The sequence below is a fragment of the Brevibacillus composti genome, assembly GCF_016406105.1.
Classification (GTDB): Bacteria; Bacillota; Bacilli; order Brevibacillales; family Brevibacillaceae; genus Brevibacillus; species Brevibacillus composti.
Genome location: NZ_CP066308.1, coordinates 3,719,333 through 3,737,413, shown reverse-complemented (window position 1 = coordinate 3,737,413; position 18,081 = coordinate 3,719,333). Strand labels below are relative to the sequence as shown.

The 18,081-nt window shown below is 57.2% G+C and carries 22 protein-coding genes, 1 pseudogene and 1 riboswitch; of the genes and pseudogenes, 17 read left to right on the top strand and 6 right to left on the bottom strand.

Features of this window, described 5'->3' with window-relative positions; all coding sequences use genetic code 11:
• Positions 1 to 34 precede the first annotated feature (34 nt).
• The gene (locus JD108_RS18850) at positions 35 to 496 is read right to left on the bottom strand and encodes a low molecular weight protein-tyrosine-phosphatase (protein WP_198827492.1); all 462 of its coding nucleotides are present in this window, start codon (positions 494 to 496) and stop codon (positions 35 to 37) included.
• An 82-nt stretch (positions 497 to 578) separates the two neighbouring features.
• Between JD108_RS18850 and atoS the strand changes: the two genes are divergently transcribed.
• From atoS to JD108_RS18820, 6 genes and pseudogenes are all read left to right on the top strand, one after another.
• Positions 579 to 2,405: a two-component system sensor histidine kinase AtoS gene (gene atoS, locus JD108_RS18845; RefSeq protein WP_198827491.1), complete on the top strand. Its 1,827-nt coding sequence runs from the start codon at positions 579 to 581 to the stop codon at positions 2,403 to 2,405.
• Complete coding sequence (locus tag JD108_RS18840; protein ID WP_198827490.1) at positions 2,402 to 3,829, top strand: sigma-54-dependent transcriptional regulator; 1,428 nt, start codon at positions 2,402 to 2,404, stop codon at positions 3,827 to 3,829. The genes atoS and JD108_RS18840 overlap by 4 nt, the downstream gene beginning before the upstream one ends.
• Before the next feature lie 132 nt (positions 3,830 to 3,961).
• Positions 3,962 to 5,290 (top strand): short-chain fatty acid transporter, encoded by a 1,329-nt coding sequence (locus JD108_RS18835; RefSeq protein WP_198827489.1) that lies wholly within the window; start codon positions 3,962 to 3,964, stop codon positions 5,288 to 5,290.
• Positions 5,291 to 5,441: 151 nt separating this feature from the next.
• Positions 5,442 to 5,513 (top strand): annotated as a pseudogene (locus JD108_RS22875) (hypothetical protein); the annotation flags it as partial.
• Between the two features lie 19 nt (positions 5,514 to 5,532).
• Complete coding sequence (locus tag JD108_RS18825; RefSeq protein ID WP_228728207.1) at positions 5,533 to 5,880, top strand: hypothetical protein; 348 nt, start codon at positions 5,533 to 5,535, stop codon at positions 5,878 to 5,880.
• A gap of 140 nt (positions 5,881 to 6,020) precedes the next feature.
• Positions 6,021 to 6,242 carry a LysE family translocator gene (locus JD108_RS18820; protein ID WP_228728447.1) on the top strand — a complete coding sequence of 74 codons (222 nt, stop codon included), beginning with the start codon at positions 6,021 to 6,023 and terminating at the stop codon, positions 6,240 to 6,242.
• A gap of 54 nt (positions 6,243 to 6,296) precedes the next feature.
• On the opposite strand, the gene JD108_RS18815 is transcribed toward JD108_RS18820, so the two are convergent.
• The 5 genes from JD108_RS18815 to sspK form a co-directional block, all read right to left on the bottom strand.
• The gene (locus tag JD108_RS18815; protein WP_198827486.1) at positions 6,297 to 7,640 is read right to left on the bottom strand and encodes a hemolysin family protein; all 1,344 of its coding nucleotides are present in this window, start codon (positions 7,638 to 7,640) and stop codon (positions 6,297 to 6,299) included.
• 58 nt (positions 7,641 to 7,698) lie between these two features.
• A complete protein-coding gene (locus JD108_RS18810) occupies positions 7,699 to 9,003 on the bottom strand; it encodes a site-2 protease family protein (protein WP_198827485.1) in 1,305 nt (434 codons plus the stop codon).
• Between the two features lie 70 nt (positions 9,004 to 9,073).
• A complete protein-coding gene (locus tag JD108_RS18805) occupies positions 9,074 to 9,376 on the bottom strand; it encodes an iron-sulfur cluster biosynthesis family protein (protein WP_198827484.1) in 303 nt (100 codons plus the stop codon).
• 295 nt (positions 9,377 to 9,671) lie between these two features.
• Positions 9,672 to 10,016 (bottom strand): DUF3905 domain-containing protein, encoded by a 345-nt coding sequence (locus tag JD108_RS18800; RefSeq protein ID WP_198827483.1) that lies wholly within the window; start codon positions 10,014 to 10,016, stop codon positions 9,672 to 9,674.
• 22 nt (positions 10,017 to 10,038) lie between these two features.
• Positions 10,039 to 10,170 (bottom strand): small acid-soluble spore protein K, encoded by a 132-nt coding sequence (gene sspK / locus JD108_RS18795; RefSeq protein ID WP_003391014.1) that lies wholly within the window; start codon positions 10,168 to 10,170, stop codon positions 10,039 to 10,041.
• Positions 10,171 to 10,259: 89 nt separating this feature from the next.
• On the opposite strand from sspK, the gene JD108_RS18790 reads away from it, so the two are divergent.
• The 11 genes from JD108_RS18790 to JD108_RS18740 all read left to right on the top strand — a co-directional run bounded on the left by JD108_RS18790 (position 10,260) and on the right by JD108_RS18740 (position 18,079).
• Positions 10,260 to 10,535 (top strand): YqkE family protein, encoded by a 276-nt coding sequence (locus tag JD108_RS18790; protein WP_198827482.1) that lies wholly within the window; start codon positions 10,260 to 10,262, stop codon positions 10,533 to 10,535.
• Positions 10,535 to 10,681: a hypothetical protein gene (locus JD108_RS18785; protein ID WP_198827481.1), complete on the top strand. Its 147-nt coding sequence runs from the start codon at positions 10,535 to 10,537 to the stop codon at positions 10,679 to 10,681. The genes JD108_RS18790 and JD108_RS18785 overlap by 1 nt, the downstream gene beginning before the upstream one ends.
• A 60-nt stretch (positions 10,682 to 10,741) precedes the next feature.
• Positions 10,742 to 10,921, top strand: a complete 180-nt coding sequence (locus tag JD108_RS18780) for a hypothetical protein (protein ID WP_198827480.1) — start codon at positions 10,742 to 10,744, stop codon at positions 10,919 to 10,921.
• Positions 10,922 to 11,161: 240 nt separating this feature from the next.
• A complete protein-coding gene (locus JD108_RS18775; RefSeq protein ID WP_198827479.1) occupies positions 11,162 to 12,553 on the top strand; it encodes a glucose-6-phosphate isomerase in 1,392 nt (463 codons plus the stop codon).
• Entirely contained in the window at positions 12,510 to 12,755 is a 246-nt protein-coding gene (locus tag JD108_RS18770) for an excisionase family DNA-binding protein (protein WP_198827478.1), read from the top strand. The genes JD108_RS18775 and JD108_RS18770 overlap by 44 nt, the downstream gene beginning before the upstream one ends.
• A 66-nt stretch (positions 12,756 to 12,821) precedes the next feature.
• Positions 12,822 to 12,934: riboswitch (TPP riboswitch) on the top strand.
• Positions 12,935 to 13,029: 95 nt separating this feature from the next.
• Entirely contained in the window at positions 13,030 to 14,148 is a 1,119-nt protein-coding gene (thiO, locus tag JD108_RS18765; RefSeq protein WP_198827477.1) for a glycine oxidase ThiO, read from the top strand.
• Between the two features lie 105 nt (positions 14,149 to 14,253).
• Positions 14,254 to 15,153: a hypothetical protein gene (locus tag JD108_RS18760; protein ID WP_198827476.1), complete on the top strand. Its 900-nt coding sequence runs from the start codon at positions 14,254 to 14,256 to the stop codon at positions 15,151 to 15,153.
• A 156-nt stretch (positions 15,154 to 15,309) separates the two neighbouring features.
• Complete coding sequence (locus JD108_RS18755; protein WP_198827475.1) at positions 15,310 to 15,711, top strand: YugN family protein; 402 nt, start codon at positions 15,310 to 15,312, stop codon at positions 15,709 to 15,711.
• Positions 15,712 to 15,887: 176 nt separating this feature from the next.
• A complete protein-coding gene (locus tag JD108_RS18750) occupies positions 15,888 to 16,337 on the top strand; it encodes an NUDIX domain-containing protein (RefSeq protein ID WP_198827474.1) in 450 nt (149 codons plus the stop codon).
• A 175-nt stretch (positions 16,338 to 16,512) separates the two neighbouring features.
• A complete protein-coding gene (locus JD108_RS18745; RefSeq protein WP_198827473.1) occupies positions 16,513 to 17,313 on the top strand; it encodes an NAD kinase in 801 nt (266 codons plus the stop codon).
• 46 nt (positions 17,314 to 17,359) lie between these two features.
• Positions 17,360 to 18,079 carry an MOSC domain-containing protein gene (locus JD108_RS18740; RefSeq protein WP_198827472.1) on the top strand — a complete coding sequence of 240 codons (720 nt, stop codon included), beginning with the start codon at positions 17,360 to 17,362 and terminating at the stop codon, positions 18,077 to 18,079.
• Positions 18,080 to 18,081: the final 2 nt, after the last annotated feature.

Here is an 18,081-nt window from a genome sequence, read left to right as displayed (position 1 = left end):
TCGCACTGTCTTTTCTCATTTTGCGGGGGAGACGCTAGTGCAGCTTTTCCTTGATCTCCTCCAACAAGCCCCGGCATCCCGCCTCTACCAGCTCGTACACATAGGCAAAGCGCCCGGTATAGTAGGGATCTTCGACGTTGCGCTCGGGGAGCTGCGGGGCGAAATCCATCAAGCGGTAGACAGGAACGCCGCGCGGCGCCTGCTGTTGCAGAGCCTGCAGGTTTTCCTCATCCATGCAGACGATGTAATCGTAAGCGGAGAAGTCGTCCGGCGTGATTTGCCGGGCGCGCAGGGTGTCATGCGAGATCCCCTTTTCCGTCAGCACGCGGCGCGTCCCGCTGTGCGGCGGTTCTCCGGCATGCCAGCCGCCAATACCGGCCGAATCGACGGAAATCCTGCCGCTCAGTCCCTCCGCCTCCACCAAATGCCGAAAGACCGCCTCCGCCATCGGGGAGCGGCAGATGTTGCCCAGGCAAACGAAGAGGACATTGGTCATGCTGATTCCTCCTTCCTGATCAGAAACTTCTGTATGATAGAATAGCATAAAGAGAGAGAAAAAGAGAGGGACGGGAAGTTTTGTGAGGTCTTACGTATACCGCATCCGTTTCATCCTGTCGGTCATCGCGGTCACCGTGCTCCCGATCATCGTCACCGGCATCGTGCTGCTGAAAGCGGCCGAGCAGGCACTGTTGGAGGAAAAGGAAAAAAAGCTGGTCGCCATCACCAGACAGATGGACCTGGCCCTGTTGAAAGATTTTGACACCATTCTTCGCGAACAGGGACTGCAAAACGCTCCGCGTCTGCAGAAAATCGAAGGGCTGAACGGGAGCCTGGAGCAGTTGACCGATCAGATCGCCCAAGCGCATCCGGGAATCGGGGTGGGGTACTACTCCAAAGAGCTGGATGCGATTCTGACCTATGGACCCAGCCGGGAGATGGCCCAGCATGTGGGCACGCCGATCGCGCCCAACCATCCGGGCAGGCAGGTGATGAGCCAGGCGAAGTCCGATGTCGTGATCGGTCCGCAGGTGCGGGGAGACATCATGAATGCGATGTCTCCGATCGAGAGAAACGGCGAGGTCATCGGCTACGCCTGGGCCAATGAGCTGATGGAGAGCATCGACATCCAACTGGCCGGGATGCGGCAGGGCATCTACTCCATCGTCGGGATCGGCTGCGTGGTGGCCGCCGTAGCCAGCGGCCTGATGGTTCACCGGCTGGAGATCATCCTGATCGAAATCAAAGAGGGGCTGCGGCGCATCAGTCTGGACCTGTCTGCCCGGATGAAGCCGAGAGAGGGCGAGCCGGGCGAAATCGTCGAGGCGATCAACAAGATGGCCAGCGATTTGCAAGCCAGCCGGAGCCATACGGAGACGATCATTCACAGCATGGAGAGCGGCGTGATCGCGCTGGATCACAGCGGCTGCATCACCGCCTGGAACGAAGCAGCGAGCCGCATCACCGGCATCGGGCTGGAGCAGGCCATGGGCCGCGATTATCGGGAGTTGTTCAAAGGCGAAGCCGCTCTTTTGAAAGCGCTCTCGGACGCGCTGACGATGGGAAAAACGACGAAAGACGAGGAGTGGAGTCCGCATTCCCCCAAGGGGCCCAGGCTCTATGTCAAAATCGGCACGTTTATCTGGCGCAGTCCAATGAACGAGGTGCTGGGCGCCATTATCGTAATGGACGACCGCACGGAATGGAAGCGGATGGAGAACAGTTTGGCCCAGGCCAAGCGGCTGGCCGTCATCGGGGAGCTGGCTGCCAGCATCGCCCATGAGGTGCGCAATCCGCTCACTTCCATCAAGGCCTTTGCGCAAATTATCGAGGAGGATTTGCCTGCGGACCATGACAGCCGGGAGTATACTGGCATTATCGTGGGAGAGGTGGAGCGGCTGAACCGGTTTGCCGACGAACTGCTCCTCTTTTCCAGTCCGAACGAAGAGAAGCATGTTTCCGCCCAGATCGGCGAGGTGCTCGATCAGACCCTGCTGTTGGTCGAACGGACGGCTGTCCGCCAAGGAGTCCGGCTGGAAAAGGTGTACCGGGATCATCTCGCGTACGTGCTCGCCTCGCCGAAGCTGCTCAAGCAAGTCTTCCTCAACATCCTGATCAATGCCCTGCAGGCGATGCAGGAGGGAGGCAAGCTGCTCGTCGAAACGAGCGTGGAAGATTCATGTGTCTACATATCCATTACCAATGAAGGGTCCTCCATCGCGGAGGAGCATTTGCTGGCGGTGTTTGAGCCGTTTTTTACCACCAAGCAATCAGGAACCGGACTGGGACTGGCCATCTCGCAGCGCATCGTCCAAGCCTACGGCGGGTACATCACGGCCCGCAACGTAGAGATGGGGGTTCAGTTTACGGTCGTCTTGCCTGCACAGAAGGAGGAAGGAAGAGCATGAAACAGAGAGTGCTGCTGGTCGACGATGAGCTCAATGTCCGGAAAGCACTGACGACAGCGCTGCGCAAGGTAGGATATGAAACAAGGGAAGCGTCCGGCGGGAGCGAAGCGTTGGCGCTTCTGGCAGAATTTCAGCCCGAAGTGATGCTGCTTGACCTCCGTATGCCGGAGCTGGACGGCATGGAGACGCTGCGGCGGCTGCGGGAGATGAATTTGCGGGAAGAGGAGAGGCCCAGCGTCGTGATGATGACGGCCTATGGCTCAGCCAAAGACGTGATGGAGGCGATCAAGCTGGGCGCCTTTGATTACGTGCAAAAGCCGTTTGACCTGGCCCGGGTCAAAGAAGTGGTGGCCCAGGCTTTGAGGCAGCGCGAGAGCGACCGGGCCAATCGCATGCTCCGGGAGCAAGCGGCGGAAGAGACATGGGAGAGTCCGGGTCTCGTGGGACTGAGCCCAGCCATGCAGGAAGTGTACAAGATGGTCGGGCGGGTTAGCATGACCAAGGCCACAGTGCTGATCCAGGGAGAGAGCGGCACGGGCAAGGAGCTGATCGCCAAAGCGATTCACAACAACAGCCCCCGAGCGGCTTCTCCGATGATCACCGTAAACTGCGGGGCCATCCCGGAAAATTTGCTGGAGAGCGAGCTGTTCGGCTACGAGCGGGGGGCTTTCACCGGGGCAGCCGGACGAAAGCCGGGGCTGGTGGAGCTGGCGGACGGCGGGACGCTGTTCCTCGATGAAATCGGCGAGCTCCCGCCCAGCCTGCAGGTCAAGCTGCTCCGCGTCTTGCAGGAGCGCACCTTTGTCCGGGTGGGCGGCGTCGAATCGATCTCGGTGGATGTGCGCATCATCGCGGCGACCAACCGCGATTTGCAGGAGCGCATCCGCCAGGGGCTGTTTCGCGAGGATCTGTACTATCGGCTGAACGTCGTGCCGATCTACATGCCGCCGCTCAGAGAGAGAAGAGAAGATATTCCGCTCTTGGCTGCGCATTTTGTAGCCAAATTCGGACGGGAACTGGGCAAGGAGCCCTGTCATCTGTCTCCGGCGGCGATGGAGGTGTTGCGCTCGTACCACTGGCCGGGCAATGTCCGGCAATTGGAGAACACTATCGAGCGCGCGCTGGTGATCGCCGGCGGCTCGGCGATCCTGCCCGAGCATGTAGAGGCCTATCTCCAGGAGTCGGAGCAGACGGAGGCATCCGGCATCGGCCAGCTGCTGCAGTGGGAGGACCGGACGATGCGCGAGCTCGTTCAGGAGGTAGAGCGGGAAGCGATAGCCAGAGCGCTGCAGAAGGAGAAAGGGAACCGGCTGCAGACGGCCAAGCGGCTAGGCATCTCTCGTCGTGCGCTGCTCTACAAGCTGGAGATGTACGGACTGGCAGGCGACGATGCACAAAACGGTGTCGAAGTGCGCAAAAAGTAGTCACCGAGGCAGCAGCGGGCGTATGAAAGCGCATACAAGAGAGGGGTTCCTGAATCCGGCAATCATTGGCATGTCTTTTGCATTCTCTGAATAAACGGAAGTCATCTTATTTTCGTGAAAGGGGAATGCCTTGTGTTTCAAGCCTTAACCAACGCGTCTGTTCGGTTGGTGCAGCGTTATTTGCCTGACGCCTTTTTATTTGCCGTCATTCTTACCTTTATCGTGTTTGTGGCCGGTATGGTCGTGAACGGAAAAACCCCGCTGGAAATGGTCAATTTCTGGGGGAATGGATTCTGGGGACTGCTCAGCTTCACCATGCAGATGGTGCTGATCCTGGTCACCGGTCATACCCTGGCGGCGACGGAGGTCTGCAAAAAGGGACTGAGAGCTGTCGCTTCGATCGCCCACACGCCTGGACGGGCCATCGTCCTGACTACATTGGTCTCCTGTGTAGCCAACTGGATTAACTGGGGATTTGGACTGGTTATCAGCGCCCTGCTCGCCCGTGAAATTGCCAGACGGGTGGAAAAAGTGGACTATCGCCTGCTGGTTGCCAGCGCGTACGGCGGTTTTGTCGTCTGGCACGGCGGTCTGGCAGGATCGGTTCCGCTCACCATCGCTACCGAAAAACACAGCCTGCAGGACGTCATTGGGATCATTCCGACATCGGAAACCATGTTTTCGCCGATGAACCTGACGATCATCGTCGCCATCATGGTGATCTTGCCGCTGGTGAACCGCATGATGCTGCCGGCTGAGAAAGATCGAATCGTGTATCACGCTGCGGATTACGATCACGAGGAAACAGCGGCAGCAGCGGCTCCAACCGGAGACCCGGACAGTCCGGCTGTGAAAATGGAAAACAGCCGCGTCATCTCTTACCTGATCTCTGCCATCGGTTTTGTCTATCTGATTGCTTATTTTGTGGACAAAGGCTTCAAGCTGAATCTCGACATCGTGAGCCTGGCGTTTTTGTTCCTGGGCATTTTCCTGCATGGTACGCCGCGTAAGTTCCTCGACGCGATGGGAGATGCAATCAAGACGACGACCGGAATCGTGGTGCAGTTTCCGTTCTACGCCGGCATCATCGGCATGATGACGGCATCGGGTCTGGCTGCCAGCATCTCGCAGTGGTTCATCAGCATTTCTACGCCGACCACATTTCCGCTGTTTACGTTCTGGAGCGCGGGACTTCTGAATATCTTCATCCCGTCCGGCGGCGGACAGTGGGCTGTCCAAGGGCCGATCATGCTGCCGGTCGCAACAGAGCTGGGCGTCTCCCATGCCAAGGTGGCTATGGCGATTGCCTGGGGAGATGCGTGGACTAACCTGATTCAGCCGTTCTGGGCGCTGCCTGTGCTGGCACTGGCAGGTCTCGGCGCACGCGATATCATGGGCTACTGTCTGATGATGCTGCTTGTCACGGGAGCCATTATCAGCCTCGGATTCCTGGTGTTTTAATGTTTTAAGGAAAGCTTCTCAAACCTCTGCCGCTCGTTTTGCGGCGGAGGTTTTTTTGCTCACTCGGCAGCGAGAGCTTCGCAAAAATGGCAAGGCTCCAATTTTTTTATTGGATGAAAATGGATGGTCTGTTCATATAGATAGAAAGAAGATGTGCGCTACGGATCAGGACCAGCTCCAGCTTCGCGGAGAAGAGTGGGTCACCGCCCGGGACAACGTCCTGTTCGAACTGGGCCTCGCCATTGGCAAACTGGGACCGAACCGGGCATTTTTTGTCAAGCCGCGCGTTGGTGCAGATCGGGTACGCGCGGGATGTGGACGGCGATCACCGTTTTCGGCTGGATCACAATGACCTCTACCCGCCTAACCAGAGCTGGATGGTCGCCGCCTTTTTATCCAATCAAGCGGTGATAGGCTGCAAAGGGCAACAGGGCGTGTTTGGCGAATATGAATATATCATCGCCATTCCCATCGCCAAGACATATGTGGCCTCGTTTCATATCGTCACGCGGCTGCAGATTGCGGAGGGCGACTACGATCCGCTCCTGGAGCAGTTTACCGTGACGAACAAGGCGCTTCTCGATACCTGAAACGTTTTTCTGGAGAGGGGGGTGGAGATGTATGCTGGCCAACAACCATCCACGCAAAAGAGGTAAGACGGTACGGCTCACGCTCATGAATTCCCACTTGCTGGGCACGGAGCATTCGCCGCTGACCGCGAAGCGGCAAAATACAATTTGTAAAGACCGGCACCGATACGGCTGTGCAACTGGTCATGATGGGAGCGATTTACACGGCACTCTCGATCATCTGGTTCATCGTCTATGTATTTTTTATCAACTACTTGCGTGTCTGGCTCATGTCTCCAAAAGTGCAGGGTATGATGGACAAGGCAACGGGACTTGTGCTGATTGGCTTCGGCTTAAAATTGGCCATGGAAAAGCAAAGCTGAACAAAAAAGCCGACACCTCACCGGGTATCGGCTTTTTCACTTTTTGCCTCTATGTTACACTGCGCTCAATTGCGCTTCTGCCGGCTCGGCCGGTTGGCGGTTCAGCTTTTTGATCGTGATCCGCGTGACGCGGTGGTTATCCATCGCGGCGATGGTGAACAGATGGTCCTCGATCTCCACCGAAGCGCCTACGGCGATCTCCTCTTCCAGCTGACTGTACAGCCAGCCCCCCACCGTATCCACCTCGTCGGAAACCAGTTCAAACGGCAAGTGGTCATTCAGCTCGGTCAGCAGCATTTTCCCGGCCACCGACAAACCGTTCTCCAGCTTCTCCAGCTCAGGCCGCTCATGGGTGTCGAACTCATCCTGAATGTCTCCGACGATCTCTTCCAGGATGTCTTCCATCGTCAAGAGTCCCGCCGTACCGCCGTACTCGTCGATGACGATCGCGATTTGCGAGCGCTTTTTCTGCATCAGCCGCAGCACGTGGCTGATCTCCATCGATTCCGGCACAGTCAGGAGCGGACGGAGGATCTCCTCCAGCTTGGTGTTTTGCTTGTCCAGGGCCGACAGGTAAAAGTCGGTCGCGTGGACGAAGCCGATCAGATTGTCCTTGTCGCCTGTGGCCACGGGAAAACGAGTGTGGCGCTGCGAGCTGACAATCGCCAGATTTTCCTCAAAGCTGTTGGTTGTATATAAACAAATCATGTCGATGCGGGGGATCATAATCTCCCGGGCGACCGTTTCGGAAAAGTCAAAAACATGTTCCACGAGCGAAAGTTCAGTCTGGTCAATATGGCCGCTCTGGTGGCTCTGGTTGACGAGTAAGCGGATCTCTTCTTCCGTATGAGCCGCTTCATGCTCGGACACCGGCTCCAGGCCGAACCATTTGAGCATCCGGTTGGCGCTCCCGTTCAATACGTAGATCGCCGGATACAGCAATTTATAAAAGAACATCAATGGTGCCGCCACCCACAGGGATGTGGTTTCCGCTTTTTGAATGGCGAGCGATTTGGGCGCCAGCTCGCCCAGCACGATATGCAGGAAGGTGATGATCGTAAAGGCGATCCCGAAGGAAATCGTCGACAGCAGGTAATCAGGCAGGTGGAACGAACCCAGCAGCGGCTTCACGATCATCTCGGCGATGACCGGTTCCCCGACCCAACCGAGTCCAAGCGACGCCAGCGTAATCCCGACCTGGCAGGCAGACAGGTACGCGTCCAGTTTCTGCGTCACTTTCTGGGCGAAGGCGGCCCGTTTGTTCCCCTCATTGACCATCTGCGTCAGGCGTGTCTGCCGCACCTTTACGAGCGCGAATTCGGCTGCGACGAAAAAGCCATTCAATACAACGAGAAACAGCACAAAAAGCAGGTTAAGCACTATCGGAATACTGTCCAAGCAAAAAGTCATCCTCTCTCTGGATCAATTTGTATGATACTCCCATCATACCCTTTCTTTATTCGTTGCTCAAAGTCGATTTTGGTTCATTCCGACCTGCTGCGCCCCATTCCACCCGAAAAAACGGACATCTGGTATCCGGCTCACACGTTTTTGCCCGCTGGAGGGGCCACAGAGGGCAAAGCGCTTGAAAACCGAAAAAAAAAGCGCCCGGGAAACCGGACGCAGCACGGACATCTTGATGGGCTAGACAGTCTGGAGGAGGGTTTGCCCATACACGAAAAAGCCGGACAAGACCGGCCAGACCGAGATAGGCGGCCAGGACCTTCCACTTGGTTGAGGCCGCGGCGACGTAGTACGTGTTCATGCGGTGCAGATTCTCGTCGAGCTCCGCCAGGCGGTCGCGGGCTGTTTTCTCCGCTTCCGTCAGCAGACGGGACGGTGCCGGGCGGAAGGGATCGCCGTCGATGAAGACGACCGTCTCCCGCTCCCACTGGTGGAACAGCTCCCAAGTCCGTTCGGCGGTGAATTTATCCAGTCGCACGCGCTCCTTTTCGAGCCGCTTTTCGTCCTGCAAAAAGGGCAGCGCGTATCCCTCCGGAGCTTTGCGGGCTTTGGCGTGGAGCTGCTTTGCGTAGAGCTCCTCCCGCTTGCCCAAGGTACTCTCCAGTTGCGGCCAGCTGTGGACCTCCTGCAGGAAATCCGTCAGCTTCTCCCGTTCGTACTCCAGCACTTGCTTCTGATAGCCTTCGCGAGCGCGATTCCACCAGGTGATGAGACCGATAATGAAGATAAAGACCATAATCGGGCCGGGATTGGCAAAGAGCATGACGCCCAGTACAATCAGTCCGATCAACCAAATTTTGGTAGACAAAACAGAGACGATTCTCCCGCCGTCCAGCGGCGAGATCGGCAGCAGGTTGAACAGGTTGATCAAGGCTCCCAGATAGATGACCAGCGCCCAAAACGGATCGTGGGTCCACCAGTACAAGGGCAGGGCCGGGAGAAAGGAGAGCAAGCCCGCCAGCGGTCCGCCGTAGGCCAGATACGCCTCGGTGCGGGCATCTCGCGGATGGTCCTTCATCGCGATAAAAGCACCGGCAAACGGGATAAAGACGGCCGGTGAAGTGGCAATTCCTTTTTGTTTGGCGGCGATGACATGGCCCATCTCGTGGACAAAGATGAGGTAGACCAGGGCGATTGCGAATTTCCAGCCGTACAGCATGGCGTAAGCTCCCAGGCTGACGACCATGGACAGCAGGGTCGTGCCGAATTTGGAGAACTTCAGCAGGCTGACGAGCCATTTTGCATTAGTCAAGAGAAAAGCGCCGATGGCCAGCAAGGCTGACCTGGTTTTGTTCATGCTGTTTCCTCCTGTACGAAAATCAATTGCAGTCCTACTTTACTTACGGACGGCAGCGGGGAAAGTTTCCTCACTCTCCCAGGAGCCGCGGATTGGCAAAGGAAAAGCCGTATTCCCCGTACCGCTGATCAAAACGGAGTTCGCCTCCATCGAAGTACCAGAAGTCGCTCGGGCGGATGATGAAGCGCATCCCCTCTACTTCAAATACAGCGTCGCCCTCTTCCCGCTCATCCTTCTCAATCGCGTAGAAAAGTCCGCCTGTGCCCGGTCCGCCCGTCCGCACATACAGCCGGAGCGTGTCGCCGGGGCGAAAGTCCGCGTAGCGCTGGTAGGCCCGTGCGAAGGCCGGTTCGATTCGCAGTTGGATACTCATGACTGTCTCCTCTCGTACACTTCCTGATCTCTGTCTCTAGTGTACCACAAGATGTCCTTTCTCGAGGCCCGCTAGAGAAAGCGGCCGCTGCGTCTTTCGCGACTGCCCGCGTCTGCCCGCGTCTGCCCGCGTCTGCGGCCGCGAATCCCCGGAAAGCCCGTGGCCACGCTTTGGAACCGCGGCCGTGAATCTAATCTCTGGACAGCTCACAGCCGCACTCCTGCACCGCCCGACCACATGAAAAACGCCGCTTACGGGAAGCGGCGTCTGGAAATCGGTCTGCTTGGCATCTTCATTAGTCTCTGCCCTTGCTCACGTCGAGGGTCGGGTGCATAAACTGCCCTTTTGGCTGAATATCCTCCAGGAGCTCTTTGTTTTCGGTGCTGTTCCAGCCGATGTCATTGGTCGGGTGCACCCACTCATCCCCGGCCATCTCCGCTGGATCGGTGTCGGTATCCCATTGTTGCAGCGGGGAATTGGCGGAGCTGTAGTAACTGTCTCCAATGACTACGCCATGTTCGTTAATAAACGGCTTTTGAATCTCCCGGGACGAATTTTTATAGTCCGGAGCGCTGATCTGGTGAGGCAGCGTCCCGTCGATCGAGATATCTTTCAGCTCTTTTGACGTCTTCTCATCCATGAAGGCGACCTCCTTGTTGGAGTTACCGGTTTTCTTTTAGGCGCTCTTGTGGTTCACTATTGATGGAGCCGTCAGAACGAACAGCTTCTGACTGGGCTTTCGGCCCGCGAATCTCGGCCGTTTTCCCAAAATCTTTTGCTTTGTTTCGTACCATGGTCAGCCCTCCTCTTTTGTCACATGGACATAGTATGGCCCAATGAGGCCGATTCGATCATAGGTAACAGCGGAAAGGAGCAATCCCTCATGGCAAAAAAACAGCGGAGGCAAAAGCCGCAAGAGTCCCGGCAGGAGCAGGCGGGACTTGCGGAAAAGACAGGCCTCAACCTCAAGGAGATGCTCAGCGAGAATGCGCTGGGCAAACTGAAGCAGTTGGAGCAGACGATGAAAAAAGAGCAGGAACGCGCTCTGCAAGCCGCAGCCGAGCAGAAAAAGCGCGAACAGGAAGAGCGGGAACGAAACAAGAGCTTTGCCGAACTGCTCGAGGATTATGAGAAAAAGGGCGGAGGTAAATACAGCTGATGACAGAGGAGAAAAACCGGGAGAAAGGGCGGCCGGATACGTCGAAAAACGGCATGCTCAAGCGCCGGGAGCTGGACGTCAGGGACGAGGCGATCAAGGAGCGGGGAAAGGGGATCCTCTCCCGGCTGGGCAAGAAGAAAAATTGAGCAGGGATTTTTAGTGCCCTTTTCCCATATACCTAGAAGAAGGGGAAAGGGGGAATCACCGTGGGGACCATCCTGCTCTTTGTCAGCGTCATCTGTGTGGCGGTGGGTACCTGGCGGTTGCTTGGCATCTACAAGGAGGGGAGACCCGGGGGAAAACTGTTGTGGTGGGTGGTAGCCAGCTTCGGAATTACGCTCTTCTTTCTCCTGAAGCTCGTCACGGATACTCCCGCCTTGTCATGAACAGCCGTAAATCGCCCCCCGCTCATGGAGGCTGGATCGTTGCTCGGAGACAGGTTATGCTCGCAAGGGAAAAAGCAGCTGCTCAATCAAGCGATGTGATTGAACAGCTGCTTTTGCTTTTTGAGAAGACGCATTAGGTAGAACCGAAAGCAGGAAAAGTGGGCTTTCCTTGGCCGAACTCTTGCTTCTCTCCATCCGTAAGATGGTAGGAAGTACGCAAGAATTCTCAGGGAGGGAGCCATGAACCAGGCACTTCGATTCGACTACTCCCATGCGTGCGAATTCATTGCGCAGCACGACTGGGATCAGCTTGCTGCTGAAGTGTGCAGGGCACATACACAGCTTCACCTCGGGACGGGGCCGGGGAGTGAGTTTCGCGGATGGCTCGATTTGCCGATTCAGCTCTGTCAGCCCGAACGGGAGCGGATCAGGCAGGCAGCGGACAAGATCCGCGCTGATTCGGATGTGCTGATCGTGATCGGGATCGGAGGATCGTATCTGGGTGCGAAGGCTGCGCTGGAAATGCTCGGTCACCACTTCAACAACCGGCTCCCTGCCGGCAGGAGAAGCGGTCCCGAGATTTATTTTGTCGGAAACAACGTAAGCTCGGTGTACCTGGTTCATCTGCTGGAACTGCTGGAGGGGAAAAATGTCTCGCTGAACGTCGTCTCCAAGTCCGGGACGACCATGGAGCCGGCGATCGCATTTCGGCTGTTTCGGGACTGGATGGTGAAAAAGTACGGGCAAGAGCAGGCGCGCACGCGCATCTATGCGACAACGGACCGGAAAAAGGGGGCGCTCCGGCAGCTTGCCGACCGTGAAGGCTACGCCAGTTTTGTCATACCGGATGACGTTGGCGGCCGTTATTCCATTTTGACGCCGGTCGGTCTTTTGCCCATGGCGGCCGGCGGGATCGACATCGACGAGCTGCTGCAGGGAGCGGCCTGCGCCAGGGAGCGCTTCGCCTCGCCCGACCTGGACCAAAATCCGTGCTATCAGTACGCAGCGGTTCGAAATCTCTTCTATCGCCAGGGGAAGCTGATCGAGATCCTGGTCAGCTACGAGCCCCGGTTCCGCTTCTTTGGAGAGTGGTGGAAGCAGTTGTTTGCGGAGTCCGAAGGCAAGGGGGGCAAGGGACTCTTCCCCGTCGCTGCCGAATACTCGGCGGATCTTCACTCCATCGGCCAATATCTGCAAGACGGCCAGCGTCACCTCTTCGAAACCGTTCTGTCGGTCCAGAAATCGGAAGTGGATGTGACGATTGCCGATGATCCCGACAATCTGGACGGCCTGCAGTACCTCGCCGGGAAAGGCATGGAATACGTCCGCGCCCGTGTCCTGCGGGGAGCGATTTTGGCACATACCGATGGCGGCGTGCCCAATCTTCTAGTGGAAATTCCGCGGATGACAGCGTATCATTTTGGTGAGCTGATCTATTTTTTTGAAAAGGCTTGTGCGATCAGCGGCTACCTCTTGGGCGTCAACCCGTTTGACCAGCCTGGCGTGGAAGCGTACAAGACCAATATGTTCGCCCTGCTCGGGCGGCCTGGCTTTGAAAAACGAAAAGCGGAATTGGAAGCGAGAATCGATGGAAACGACAAAAACCTATCTGACCGTAGCGGAGACAGCTGAATACCTGGATTTGCCAATGCCGTTTCTTCTCGAAAAAATTCGCGAGGGACGGATTCGAGCCGTTCACAACGGAGAAGAGTATCTCATCAACAAGGATCAATTCCAGCATTTTCTGGAGCAGATGAAGAAGCTGCGCGCGTTCGAGGAAGCGGAAAAGCAGGAGCCGATCCCGGAGAGCTATGATGTGAAGGATGAAGACTAGGCGTGATCTCCTTCTTGTCATGCACCGGGAGGGAGGACTATACTGAAACATGAACAGAATAGAACGAAAAGTAACTGGGGGAGTCCATCACGCTGGGCTGAGAGGACGGAAGCTGCGACCGTCGACCCTTTGCACCTGATCCAGATCATGCTGGCGCAGGGAAGTGGCTGCACGCCGGAGCTGCGAGTCCCGGCGATGCGATGGGATGCTTGGTTGTGCCCACCTTTTCCTGCCGGAGAGGGTGGGCTTTTCTGTGGAGAGAAGGAGAGAGAACATGACCGACTTCGTACTGATCGGTGGAGGCATCATTGGACTCAGTCTGGCATATGAGCTGTCGAAGCGAGGCATGGCGGTAACCGTCGTGGAGCAAGGAGAATGGGGAGGACAGGCTTCCTCTGCTGCAGCAGGCATGCTGGCGCCGCTGAAGGAATTCTCTCAGCCGGGGCCGCTGCTTGATCTCGGGATGAAATCTCTGCAGTTGTATCCAGGCTGGGCTAAGGAACTGGAGGAGACGACCGGAATCGAGGTGCAGCTATGCCGCTCGGGCGTTATGACGGTGGCATTGACAGAAGACGAAGAGCGCTCCCTGCGGCAAAAATACGAGTGGCAAAAGGAAGCCGGGTACGATGTCCACTGGATGACCGGTAAAGAGCTGCGGGAGCTGGAGCCGCTGCTCACTGAAGGGGTGACGGCGGGGATCTATTCGCCGGGGGAGGGCCATATCAACAATCGGATGCTCCTCTCGGCTCTCGTCATGGCTTGCCGGCAGCAGGGGGTCCGCCTGCTTTCGGGCTGCGCCGTGGCCGGAATGGCCTCTGAAGGGAGCCGCGTCACCGGCGTGCATACGACACAGGGGATGATTCCCGCCGCCCATACGGTGATTACAGCCGGAGCCTGGGCGGGCATGATCGCAGATTGGCTGGGGGTATCTGTGCTGGTCAGGCCGGTGCGAGGACAGGTGGCCGCCGTCTCTTCCATCGGGGTTCCCCTGCAGACCGTCATTTTTGGATCAGGCGGCTATATCACGCCCAAGCGGGATGGCAAGATTGTCCTCGGCGCCACGGAAGACGAAGCAGGCTTTCAGCGGGAGGTAACCCTGCACGGATTGACGCATGTGCTGCAAGGGGTGATCCCCTATGTGCCCGTGCTGCAATCCGCCGCCTTTTTGCAAGCCTGGGCGGGACTGCGTCCAGCTGCGGCGGACGGTCTCCCGCTGCTCGGGCCTCTTCCAGGGTGGGAGGGGGTCTTTGTGGCAGGGGGCCATTTCCGCAACGGCATACTCCTGTCTCCTGTCACCGCCGTCAGCATGTCCGATTATTTGGTGGATGGACAAGACGGGCCGCTCGCTCCTTTTTCGCCAGCCCGTTTTTTAGCGGCGAGCGATAAGAGATGACCGGGAGGATGTGAAAATAGGCTGGTCCCCTCTCGAATTTAGACACCTCCCCATAGGCTGTCGTATATGGTAATAAGGAAACGTGAGAGGGGAGGAGTTCTTCCGATGGAAGAGTCACGCAAGGAACTGTTTCATGTTGATGAGGAAGCGATCAGCATGATCAAAGATATCCGCCATACCGTGCAAAATGTCTGTCAGGAGCACGCCCGGCAGAGAGTCAGGATTGAAGCAGTGGATGGCCAGGTGTACGAGGGAGAAATCGTCGACTGGGACGACCAGAATGTCTATGTCGAGATTGAAGAAGAAGTGGATGATTGGGAGGATGAGCTCGATCTGGCGCCCGTCGTCTACAATCCGTACGGCGCTGTCAGTCCATACGGCACAGCCACACCCAATATGCAGCCGCCTTATACAGCGGTAAGTCCGTTTGCGACAGGACCGAACGCCCGTCCTAATCCGGGAGTTAGTCCGTTTACGACGGTAAGTCCATTTGCGACAGGGCCCAACGCCCGTCCCTATCCGGGAGGCAGCCCGTTTACGGCGGTTTCTCCGGAAAGCACCGCGCCTCCCTATGGTTATCCGCAGCCCTACGCCTACTGTTTTCCGTGCCAGCCCCTGATTAGCCCGCTCGAGACAGACAGAAGGCCGCCCACTAGGGTAAGTCCGGCTGAAACGGAAAGTCCCGGCTACAGCCCTTATCCACCCTACTATGCGCCTTATCCCCCGATGCCGTACGTGCCCTATCCACCGGTTTCGCCCTATCCACCGGTTTCGCCCTATCCGCCGGTTTCGCCCTATCCGCCCGTTGCACCCTATCCGCAGGTATCGCCGTTCCCGCCCTACCCGCCTGTAAGACCGCTGCCGCCGGCACCGCCGCCGGTCGTTCATCCTTTCGGCTCGTCGTCGTCTTCTTCCGGGGTGATACCGTATCGCCGTCGCCGCCGCTGCCGGAAAAAAGTGATTCCTTTGGCGCTCTTTTCCCTATTGTCGATTGCGCTGATATAGATCCCCCATCCACCATACATGGGAACAGCCTCAGCCGAACAAGCGGTTTTGAGGCTTTCTTCATGTTTTCAGCTGACGGGGTTCGCCGCCGCCGTGAGTACAACTCACCGGTTTGTCGCACACTAACGACACAAATACCGGAAAGGAAGCGATTGGATGAAAACCATTCAGAGCAGCCTGGCAGGCACGAGGGGGACTTACGGCTATTTTCGCGAGGCACTTGAGCCCGACGGCTTTACCCTGGCCAATTGGGATTACGATCAAGGGTATCTGGATAAAAAGCTGGACGATCAGGGGATGGTGTATCTGCGCATCCCCGTTCAGGTACAGGAGGGAGAGCTGGACGCAGCCGACGCCTGGCTGGAGATGGGGACACCTTTTGTCCTGAAGCACGTCTACCAACGAGACGTGGAGGAAGACATCGGCTACTACTCGGCTGTCGCTTCGGCGGTGATGAACCAGTTTCAGGAGCCGGTGGACAAGGATGACGCGGTGGAGGACCACTGGGTCCGCAAGGCAGAGGCGATCGTCCGGGACCTGGAAATCAGGTTTGAATAGAAAAGGAAAAAGCCAACGGGCCGGATGCATTGCTGCGGTCCGTTTTATTTTGCTTGGGCCCGTTTTTTAGGGAGGGAGGAGCATTTTGTTGCGATTGTCCGCATGGCATGGAGCGAGCAGGTGAGGTAAAATGGTAGCAGATGGAAAGCAAGTCTCACGGATAGGGGGGATGGGGCATGGCCTGGTATCATCCGTTGATCAGCTGGTACTGGCGCCTCAGAAAGCCTCTGACGTTGGGAGTCCGCTTGATCGTGACGGATCGGCAGAAAGGCGTGCTGCTTGTTCGCCATACCTATGTAAAGGGCTGGTATCTGCCAGGCGGGGGCGTGGAAAAGGGGGAGTCCTTTCAGGATGCAGCCAGGCGGGAGCTGTGGGAGGAGTGCAGGGCCGAAGCCAGGTCCATGACGCTTTGCCATTTGTACTACAGCGAGAGAGAAGGAAAGCGGGACTATATTGCTCTTTTCCACGTAGATGACTTTCGCCAGGAGCAGCACGAGCCAAATGATCCAGAGGTGGCTGAGTACCGCTTTTTCCCCTGGGATGGGCTGCCCCGGGAGATGACCCCTGCTACCAGCCGGCGAATTGAGGAGTTTTGCCAGCGGCACTACCCGACCGATCGATGGTGAGGGGCTGGATACATGCATCGGGTTTGCTGCTGTGTTATAGTGAAACCGTGAAAACTCGCAAAAGTCATGATCGTCAGGGGCTTTTGTTTTACTTTTAGCGCAAAGAAGGCTTCGCCGGCAGAAAAGGCTTGGCGAAGCCCCATTTGCCAACGAAAAAAGTGAGGGTGGAGGCACCATGAGAATCGCTACCGTACTGCGCAATGATGACTTTACACGGGAGGTCTGCCGGCAATTGCGGGAGAAGCTTCTCCGGCCGGGGAGCCCGTTTCGTTTTGTGGAACACCCGGATGAGGAGCCGGATATGGTCCTGTCCATCGGAGGTGACGGGACGCTCCTGGAGGCGGTCCACCAATACGGTTTTGAGCCTGCGTATGTGGGCATACATACGGGACATCTGGGGTTCTATGCCGACTGGCATCCGGACGAGCTGGATTCGTTCGTCGAGGTGCTGATGGCGGAGAACAAGCCGTATCTGGCGGAATATCCGATCGTACAGTGCCAGATCCATACCAGAGACGGACAAACCTATGACAAATGGGCGTTGAATGAGTTGGTGATTCGAAATAACTCGCTCTCCACCCTGGTAGCCTGTGTCTATATCAACGGAGACGAGTTCGAGACGTTTCGCGGCGACGGCCTGATCGTCTCGTCCCCCTCCGGCAGCACGGCGTACAACAAAGCGGTCAACGGGGCATTGGTGCACCCGTCGATCGAGGCCATCCAGCTGTCCGAGATCGCCTCGATCAACAATCAGGCGTACCGGACGGTGAACAGTTCGCTCGTCCTGCCTTGCCACCACGAAGTCGAAATCATCGTGATGAATCCGGAGATTATGATCGGACTGGATCGGGAGCAGGCAGTCTGGCAGGATGTGCGGTCGATCACCTGCCGGGTGGGAAGCCGCAAAGTGAAGTTCGCCCGCTATAAAAAAATGACGTTTTGGAGCCGGGTGCGCAAATCGTTTATCACCGGGTAGCCGCCGCGGCATGTTCAGAGAGAAAAAGAGAAGTGAGGGATTGAGGATGAAGAGGATCGGGACAGTCGGCCAGATTTACCGCCATCCGGTCAAGGCGATGCGGGGCGAGCAGCTTCGGACGAGCCTGGTGGACGGATATGGCCTGTACGGCGACAGAAGCTACGCTTTTTTGGATGAATCGCGCAATGGCAAGTATTTGAGCGCCGATGTCGTCCCGGCTATGCTCCGGTACTCAGCCAGGCTGCTTGCTGGCGAGAGCGAAGAGGCCTACCCTGAGGTGCAAATTGCGGCCCCGTCAGGAGCGGAATACGGCTGGGAAGAGGAGCTTTTTGCGGATGTCGCCCGCACGGCCGGCCGTCCGATTACGCCGCTGCGGTCCACCCCCCGGGAGGGCGGCAAGAACTGGGAGGACCATATCCTGCTGGTAACGGATGCCTCGCTGCGCGAGCTGGCTCGCCTGATCGGATGGGAGAGCATCGATCCAAGACGCTTTCGGGGCAATCTGATCATTGCCTTAGATGATGACCGTCCATTCGCTGAAGACGAGTGGCTGGGCAGACAGCTCCAGATTAACGATGTCACGCTCCAGGTGAACAAGCACTGCGAGCGCTGCCATTACGTCAATATCGATCCCGAGACCGGGGAGATCCACCCTGTCGTATTGAAGACCTGTGTGAAGCGGCATGACAATCATTTTGGGGTGTATGCGTCCATCGTCAGCCGGGGCCGCGTCACGGAGGGAGATGCTGTCCTCCTGCTGGACTAGTC